We start from the raw sequence: 7,845 nt of genomic DNA, 5'->3' as shown, positions 1-7,845 counted from the left end.
GGCCGAGGCCCCGCGGCCTGCGCCGCGCGCTGGCGCCTCGCCGCCGCGCGCCGCCAGCGCCGGCGACGAGATGACCCTGCGCTGCCGCCTGGCGCAAGACCGGTTCCGCCTGACCAGCCGCGAGTGCGAGATCATGGAGGCCATCGTGCGCGGCAACACCGTGGCGCGCACGGCTGAGATCTTCGTGCTGTCCGAGAACACGGTGCGCACCCACACTAAGCACATCTACACCAAGCTCGGCGTCCACCGCAAGCAGGAGATGATCGACGTCCTGAACGGCCTTGAGCTGGAGGGCGCCGGCGAGTAGGGCTCCTTGGCGGGCGCGGAGAACGGCCGACGGGGGGCTGGGGGCTCCCCAGATCGAGCGAGCGCCACGTTTTCCGGCGAGAATGGCACTGATCCGCTGTTTGGTACGGTCAGACGCTGCCAAGGTGCCTCGAACGCTCGGCTGTGGGCCCCTTTCTCCGACATTTGCCCAGGTCGCGGTTGAGCACCTGAGGCGCCTTTGCGCGCCAAGGGCCCGTCCGACCGTACCAAACAGCGGATCAGTGCCAATTTAGGCAAGAAAGCCGGCTGTCGCGCTCGGCGACACGTAATGCCCCCTAGCATCGCGGCCCGCATGTCGTGGCGCCGCGACGTCAGCGCCCGCCCGGTGCGCGGCGGACTTCGCCTCGGCTATACTGAGCGCCATGGAATCGAACGAGGAAAGACGTCAGGGAGGCTACGCCGCGCGTTATGCGCGGTGGACGGCGCCGCTCCGGGCGCGTGCCGGCGCACCGCGGGCGCTTGCGAGCGCGAACCGCATGCTCACGGCGCTCTTCTACGCCGCCTACCCGGTGCTGATCGTCTGGGCGGCGCTCGTCGAACCGGCGCAGGCGGCGGCCTACCTGGTGGCACCGGGCGTCGGGTTCGTCGCGGTCACGCTGTTCCGACACGCCTTCGACGCGCCGCGGCCCTACGAGCGCTGGGACATCGCGCCGCTCGTCGCACGCGACGGCGCCGGACGCTCCTTCCCGAGCCGCCACGTGTTCAGCGCCTTCGCCATCGCCTCGTGCTGGGCCTCATGGTACGCGCCCGCCGGAGCGGCGCTGCTCGCGCTCGCCACGGCGCTCGCCGCCTGCCGCGTGCTCGGCGGCGTCCACTACCCGCGCGACGTCGTGGCCGGCGCGCTCTGTGGCCTGCTCTGCGGCCTCATCGCCGCCCTCGTCGCCTGAGGCCGGGACGCAGCAGCCCGCCAGCACGGACAGGCCACCCGGCAACAGCCCTCTGATCGAGCAGCCGGGGGCAACGCAGACCTCGCCTCCCTAGAGCGCCTTCGCCATCCACTGGTGCTCGACGTGCTCGTCGAGCTCGACGGGGCCGTAGGCGGCGTACCCCGCCTTCGCGTAGAAGGGCTGGGCGCTGCACTGGGCATGCAGGTGCATCTCCGTGGCGCCGGCCTCGCGCGCGATGCGCTCGGACTCCGCCAGCAGAAGCGAGCCCAGCCCGCCCTTGCGCGCCTCGGGCAGCACGGCCAGCCGCCCAAAGACCCAACGCCCCGGCGCATCGTCGAGCGCCGGCTCGAGCGTGGCCGGAAACACCCGCGCGCAGCCGAGCAGCACCCCGTCGCCGTAGAGCGTCACGTGGATCATCTCCGACGCCTCGTCCTCGGGGCCGAACTCGTTTTTGAAGCCCTGCTCCTCCACGAACACGCGCGTCCGCACCGCCGCCGCGTCCTCAAACGCCTCCGCGCCTTGCCCGAACGTGATTTCCATGAGCGCCTCCCTTGGAATCGAAATGCAAAAAGGCCAGCTGAGAAGCTGGCCTTTCGAGTTTCTGGCTCCCCGGGTAGGATTCGAACCTACAACCCTTCGGTTAACAGCCGAATGCTCTGCCGTTGAGCTACCGAGGAATCTCATGCGACCTTCCGGCCCCATGCGCAAGATAGAATTATACCCAAACCCGCCCCGCGCGCAAGACCCAATTTTGCGTCTTGCGCGCGTTTTCGCTCGGCAGGTCGAACGCGCGGCGCCCTCCCCCCGACGCCCGCGCGCCGCAGGCTACACGAAGATGAACATCGCCAGGAAGGCGAGGGCCGCCACCCACATGAGGGGCTTCACCTCGGCCACGCGGCCGCGCACCGCCATGAGGATGACGTAGGCGATGAAGCCCAGGCCGATGCCGTTGGTGATGGAGTAGGTGAACGGGATGCCCACGATGACGAGGAACGCCGGAAACGCCAGCTCAGGCTCCTTCCAGGCGATGGATCCCACATCGGTCATCATGAGGAAGCCCACCACCACGAGCGCGCCGCAGGTAGCCGGCCCGGACACCATGCCGAACAGCGGCGCGAGGAAGGCGCACACGAGGAACAGCGCGGCCGTCACCAGGTTGGCCAGGCCCGTGCGGGCGCCCTCGGCCACGCCGGAGGCGGACTCGACGAAGCAGGTGATGGAGCTCGCGCCGAAGAAGCCGCCGGCGATGGCCGCCGTGGAGTCGACGGCCAGGATGGGCTGGATGTCCTTCACGTCTCCGCGCTCGTCGGCGAAGTCGCCCTGCTTGCCGATGGCCACCACCGTGCCCATGGTGTCGAAGAAGTCGCTCATGAGCAGGCTGAACACGAACAGCAGCAGGGCCGGCTGCAGGAACACCTGCACGATGGCCATCTGGCCGTCCACCGTCTGGAACGGCGCCGCGAAGGTGGAGAAGTCGAGCCCGAGGCTCCAGGAGGTGGGCACCGCGGTCACGCCGAGCGGGATGCCCACGATGACGGCCACCACGATGGAGATGAGCAGGCCGCCGCGCACGCCGAGGATCTGGAAGATCACCGCGCACGCAAGCGAGACGAGGGCCACGATGCAGCCCGGCTCGGAAAGCTCGCCCAGGGCCACGAGCGTGGAGTCGTCGGCGATGACGAGCCCAGCGCCCTTGAGACCGATGAACGCGATGAACAGGCCGATGCCGATGCCAATGGCGTGGCGCAGGTCCACGGGGATGGCATCCATGACCGCCTTGCGCAGGCCGCCGAGCACAAGCCCGAGGATGACGACGCCCTCGAGGAACACCACGGCCATGGCCACGCGCCAGTCGATGCCGAGCGAGCCGCACAGGCCGTAGGCGACGATGGCGTTGATGCCCATGCCCGAGGCCAGGGCGACGGGCCGGTTGGCGATGAGACCCATGGCGACGGTCATCACCGCCGCGCCGACGCAGGTGGCCGTGAGGCCCGCCTCGAACGGCACGCCGGCGTCCGAGAGGATGGCCGGGTTGACGGCCACGATGTAGGCCATGGCCAGAAACGTCGTAAGACCGCCGAGCACCTCCGTCGATACCGTCGACCCGCGCTCGCGGATCTTGAAGAACTGCTCCATGGACACTCCCCTTCCTTGGTCTGATGGCCGCGAAAAAACACCTGTCCGCCACTGTACCATGCTCCGGGCGCCAGGGAGCGAGAACGTCGGGTTTTCGTTCCCCCTGCTGGGCGGGCTACTTCCTTCGCACGAGGTAGCAACGGTGAATCTTGCGGTTGCGCTCGAAGTCGTGCGGGATGGTGCGCTCGGTGATGTCCTCGATCGCCACGCCGAGGCGCGTGAGCTCGTCCACGTTCGGCTTGAAGCCGCGCAGGTTGCACGAGAACACGGCCACGCCGTCCTTGGCCAGAAGGCGGCTCACGCCCACGAGCAGCTCCACGTGATCGCGCTGCACGTCCCAGGTGCGCTTGCCCATGGCCTTGGAGTTGCTGAAGGTGGGCGGGTCCACGAAGACGAGGTCGAAGGAGCGCCGGGCGCGGCGGGCGTCGCGGATCCAGTCCATGACGTCGGCGCGCTCCAGGTGGTGGACGGCCGGATGGGCAGCCCGGGCGTCCCGGGACGCGCTGGCGCCACGAGCGCCTCGGGAGCTGCGGGCTTCGCGCGGGCCGCGAGAGTCGCGGGCGCCCCCCGCCCCGGCGCCATCGCAGGAAAAGCCGTTGGCCTCCAGGTTGCGGCGGGCCCAGTCGAGGTAGGTCTGGGAGAGGTCCACCGTGGTGGTCTCGACCGCGCCGCCCGCGGCCGCGTGGACCGAGGCCGTGCCCGTGTAGGCGAACAGGTTGAGGAACCGCTTGCCGCGGGCCATCCGGCCCACCATCTTCCGCGTGTCGCGATGGTCGAGGAAGATGCCCGTGTCCAGGTAGCCGGCCAGATCTACCTCGAAGGCGAGCCCGGCCTCGGCAGTGTGGGCCACGTAGCTGCGCCGCCCGGCGTCGCGGTACTGCGAGCCGCCCTTCGAGCGCGTGCGCACCTTGGAGAACACGTGGTCGGGCCGCACGCCCAGGGCCACCGGCACGATGGCCAGCACGTCCTCGAAGCGCCGCCGCGCCGTGGCCGGGTCGACCGAGCGCGGGGCCTGGTACTCGGCCACGTGGACGAATACCTTGCCCTCGGAGTCGCCCGCGCCCTGGTACAGGTCGATGGCGGCAGCGTACTCGGGCAGGTCAGCATCGTAGAGACGGTAGCAGGCCACGCCCTCGCGCCGCGCCCACTTGCGGCGCTCGCGCGCCACCTTGAACAGGCGGGCGGCGAACTGGGCGGCAGCCTCGTCGTGAACCTCCACCGCATGATCGGCACCGCCCTGGGGGTCGGGCACCGTGATGACGGCCCGGGCCGCAGGCGGCTGGTCGAACGCCTCGAGGCAGGCCTCAGCCCGGCCGCGGGAGATCGCGGCCTGGAAGGCAGGCGCGATGCCGAAGCGGCCGGCGACGCCCTCAGGCCCAGCCCAGGCGAAACGCGAGCCCGCGGGCGCCGCAGCGCAGGCGGCCATGAAGGCAGCGGTCTCGGCGATGGCGCGCGCATCCGACGGGTCGCGGTCAAGCGATGCCGCGTGCGCGACGAGCAGCGCCGGGACGGGAGCGGGAACAGCGGCGGCAGCCGGAGCCGGGACGTCCGCGGCCCCCGAGGCCGCGGCTGAGGCGCTCTCGGGACTCTCGGGAGCGACGGCTGCGGAGGGCGGCTCCCCGGTCGCGACGGCAGCCGCACGATCCGGGGCGACTGGGTTCGCGCCGGCTTCGAGCGAGGCGGCCGGCGAGTTCCTTTCGCTTTTCTGGCCATTTTCGCCACGGTTTACGCAAGCTTCGCGCTCCGATACCGCGATTCTGGCCATTTTCGCCACGGTTTCCGCGCTTCGAGCGACTTCGGCAGCGTAAACCGTGGTGTTTTTGGCCATCTTTTCGGAAATCTCCGCCAAAACCCCCGCGAGGCGCGCCTCGATGGCGGACGTGTCCTCGGGAGAGGCCGCCTCCACGCTTGCTACCCGCCGCAGGCCGGCGGCGCGCACATGGCCGCGTGCCCGGGCAACGGCTGGCGACGAGGCCGACACGCCCACGATGCGCACCCGCGCCAAGTCAGGTTCCGCACCCGTAGCCGCGGAGCCCGCCGCGCCCTCGGCCAGGCCTGCAACGCCCGCTGCGGTCGCGGTGTCGCCCGCCAGCGCTGCCAGACCGCGCTCGAAGCGCTCGTCGGCCTCGGCGAGCAGGTCAGCCCAGGCGCCCTCATCGTGGAGCGCCCAGCCGCAGAAGCCCCATCGCTCGCGCACGAGGCCCGGCGCCTGGTCAGCGGCGATGCCGGCCGCCTCGCATATCGTGAGGCCGTCGTCGCAAGCCGCGTCGAAGAGCCCCCAGCCCGCCACCGCGGCGCTCCCCCACCCGGCAGCCGCCAGGAGCGCCGCGGCCAGCGCGCAGGCCGCCGGCGCGTCGTCGCCGTCGCGGGCGTCCAGATAGGCGCGACGGTGGAGCGACTCGCCCGAGAGGTCGAGCGAGAGCGTGGCCCGCCCCTCGCGCACCCGTGCCTCGATGACCGCGTCGGCCCCCTTCGGCGCCACCTCCGGGCGCTCGCCCCGGCGTGCGAGCACGCGGTCGCACATGGCATCCTTCAGCTTGAGCTCGGTGAAGTGACTGTTGCGCAGCTCGGCGTTGGTGCCCCGGGCCCGCACGGCCAGCGACGCGCCCGGCGCGAGCACGTCCTCCCAGGGCACGGCGTAAGCGCCCGCGTAGAGCAGATCGGCGTCGCCGGCGTTCACCCGCGCCACCGTGAGCGTCACGCGGCCGGCCAGACGCGACCACAGGCACACGCGCTCGGCGTCGAGCGGCGCGCCGAAGAAGGTGACGCCGCCCTTGAGCGGCCGCACACGCCGCACGCCCAGGGCGCGCAACTCATCGGCCAGGAGAGCCTCAGCCCCCGGCAGGCATGTCGCGAAGAACTCGAGGGGCTCCTCGGCGCTCGGTCTAGGATTCTGGTTCATGGGAAAGCTCCTGATGGGCAGGGCGGTCAGAGGTCTCGGCAATGGTAGCACAGGCGGCCGGCAAAAGCCGATTCGAGCAGGCTGGCTCGCCTGCGGCGAGGGAGCCTGCTCGGACTCATGGCCGATCCACAACGCCGTTGTTGCGCAACGATCTTGCGCGAGTTGCCGGTAAAGTGGCAGGGAGACGGCGGGGCGAGGCCGCGTGCCGTCTTTTCCCCTCCCAAGAGAAGGGCCGGCGTGATGCCGGCCCTTCGTCTTAGTCTTCCAGGTAATCCTTCAGCTTGCTGGACCGCGACGGGTGCCTGAGCTTCGCGAGGGTCTTGGACTCGATCTGGCGGATGCGCTCGCGGGTGACGCCGAACTCGCGGCCCACCTCCTCGAGCGTGCGCGGGTGGCCGTCCTCCAGGCCGAAGCGCAGGCTGATGACCTTGCGCTCGCGCTCGGCCAGGCCGTCGAGCACCTTCTGGAGCTGCTCCTGGAGCATGGAGAAGCTGGCGGCATCGGGGGGCACCACGGCGGCGTCGTCCTCGATGAAGTCGCCGAGCTGGGAGTCCTCCTCCTCGCCGATGGGCGTCTCGAGGCTCACCGGCTCCTGGCTGATCTTCTGGATCTCGCGGACGCGCTCGGCGGGCAGGCCCATCTCCTTGCCGATCTCCTCGGGAGTTGGCTCGCGGCCGAGCTCCTGGAGCAGCTGGCGCTGGATGCGCACGAGCTTGTTGATGGTCTCCACCATGTGCACGGGGATGCGGATGGTGCGGGCCTGGTCGGCGATGGCGCGGGTGATGGCCTGGCGGATCCACCAGGTAGCGTAGGTGGAGAACTTGAAGCCCTTGGTGTAGTCGAACTTCTCCACGGCGCGGATGAGACCGAGGTTGCCTTCTTGGATGAGGTCGAGGAACAGCATGCCGCGGCCCACGTAGCGCTTGGCGATGGACACCACCAGGCGCAGGTTGGCCTCGATGAGCTGCTGCTTGGCGTCCAGGCCCACCTGCTCGATGCGGCCCAGGCGGCGCTTCTCGCGACGGTCGAGCTCGACGCCGTCCTCCTCGGCGCGCTCCAGCTCCTCGGTGGCGGCCACGCCGGCCTCGATCTTCATGGCCAGGTCGATCTCCTCCGCGGCAGTGAGCAGCGGAACCTTGCCGATCTCCTTCAGGTACATGCGCACCGGGTCGCCGGTGAGCATGGTGACGTTGGCCTCGGCGTTGCGCTTGCGGGCCTTGGCCTTGGCAGCGCGGGCGGTGGTGCGAACCTTGGGCAGCGACACGTCCGAGGCGGCCTTGAGCTCGTCCTCGGGGATGCCCTCGAGCAGGTCCTCGTCCTCGCCCTCGATGTCCGACTCGATCTTTTCCTCGGTGAGGGCCTCGCCCGAAGCCTCGATGGCGCCGGAGGCGGGCTCGGCGTCCAGGTCGTCGCCGTCGACGTCGTCGGCCTCCTCGACCACGACGACCTCCTCGACGACCGGCGTCTCCTCGGCGGCTTTCTGGGTTTTGGCGGATTTCTTCGTTGCAGCTTTAGCCACGCGGTTTCCTTCCTATAAGGCGTCACAAGGCATAGCTTCGCCATTATGGGCGCAAAGATACAGCGGGTTATTGT

Annotated in this window: 6 protein-coding genes and 1 tRNA gene; 2 read left to right on the top strand and 5 right to left on the bottom strand. The window is 70.1% G+C overall.

The genetic code is table 11. The annotated features are described in order from the left end of the window. Together D1643_RS08870 and D1643_RS08865 are read left to right on the top strand one after the other, a co-directional pair. Positions 1-307 (top strand): response regulator transcription factor (locus D1643_RS08870; RefSeq protein ID WP_160710277.1); only part of this gene is annotated, 307 nt, incomplete at its 5' end. Positions 308-803: 496 nt separating this feature from the next. Further along, positions 804-1,214 (top strand): phosphatase PAP2 family protein, encoded by a 411-nt coding sequence (locus D1643_RS08865; RefSeq protein ID WP_236643499.1) that lies wholly within the window; start codon positions 804-806, stop codon positions 1,212-1,214. Positions 1,215-1,304: 90 nt separating this feature from the next. On the opposite strand, the gene D1643_RS08860 is transcribed toward D1643_RS08865, so the two are convergent. The 5 genes from D1643_RS08860 to rpoD all read right to left on the bottom strand — a co-directional run bounded on the left by D1643_RS08860 (position 1,305) and on the right by rpoD (position 7,630). Further along, a complete protein-coding gene (locus D1643_RS08860) occupies positions 1,305-1,754 on the bottom strand; it encodes a GNAT family N-acetyltransferase (protein ID WP_160710275.1) in 450 nt (149 codons plus the stop codon). Between the two features lie 62 nt (positions 1,755-1,816). Then, positions 1,817-1,891, bottom strand: a tRNA-Asn gene (locus D1643_RS08855). 148 nt (positions 1,892-2,039) lie between these two features. Further along, complete coding sequence (locus D1643_RS08850) at positions 2,040-3,350, bottom strand: NCS2 family permease (protein WP_160710279.1); 1,311 nt, start codon at positions 3,348-3,350, stop codon at positions 2,040-2,042. A 115-nt stretch (positions 3,351-3,465) separates the two neighbouring features. After that, positions 3,466-6,252, bottom strand: coding sequence for a class I SAM-dependent methyltransferase (locus tag D1643_RS08845; protein ID WP_160710274.1), 2,787 nt, complete (start codon positions 6,250-6,252; stop codon positions 3,466-3,468). 256 nt (positions 6,253-6,508) lie between these two features. Further along, on the bottom strand, positions 6,509-7,630 hold the full coding sequence (gene rpoD / locus D1643_RS08840; protein WP_370520322.1) for an RNA polymerase sigma factor RpoD: 1,122 nt from the start codon (positions 7,628-7,630) through the stop codon (positions 6,509-6,511). Positions 7,631-7,845 lie beyond the last annotated feature (215 nt).

The sequence above is a fragment of the Enterorhabdus sp. P55 genome (assembly GCF_009911695.1).
Lineage (GTDB): Bacteria > Actinomycetota > Coriobacteriia > Coriobacteriales > Eggerthellaceae > Enterorhabdus.
Note: the sequence above shows the minus strand (reverse complement) of the source record. Positions and strands in the feature narration are given on the sequence as shown.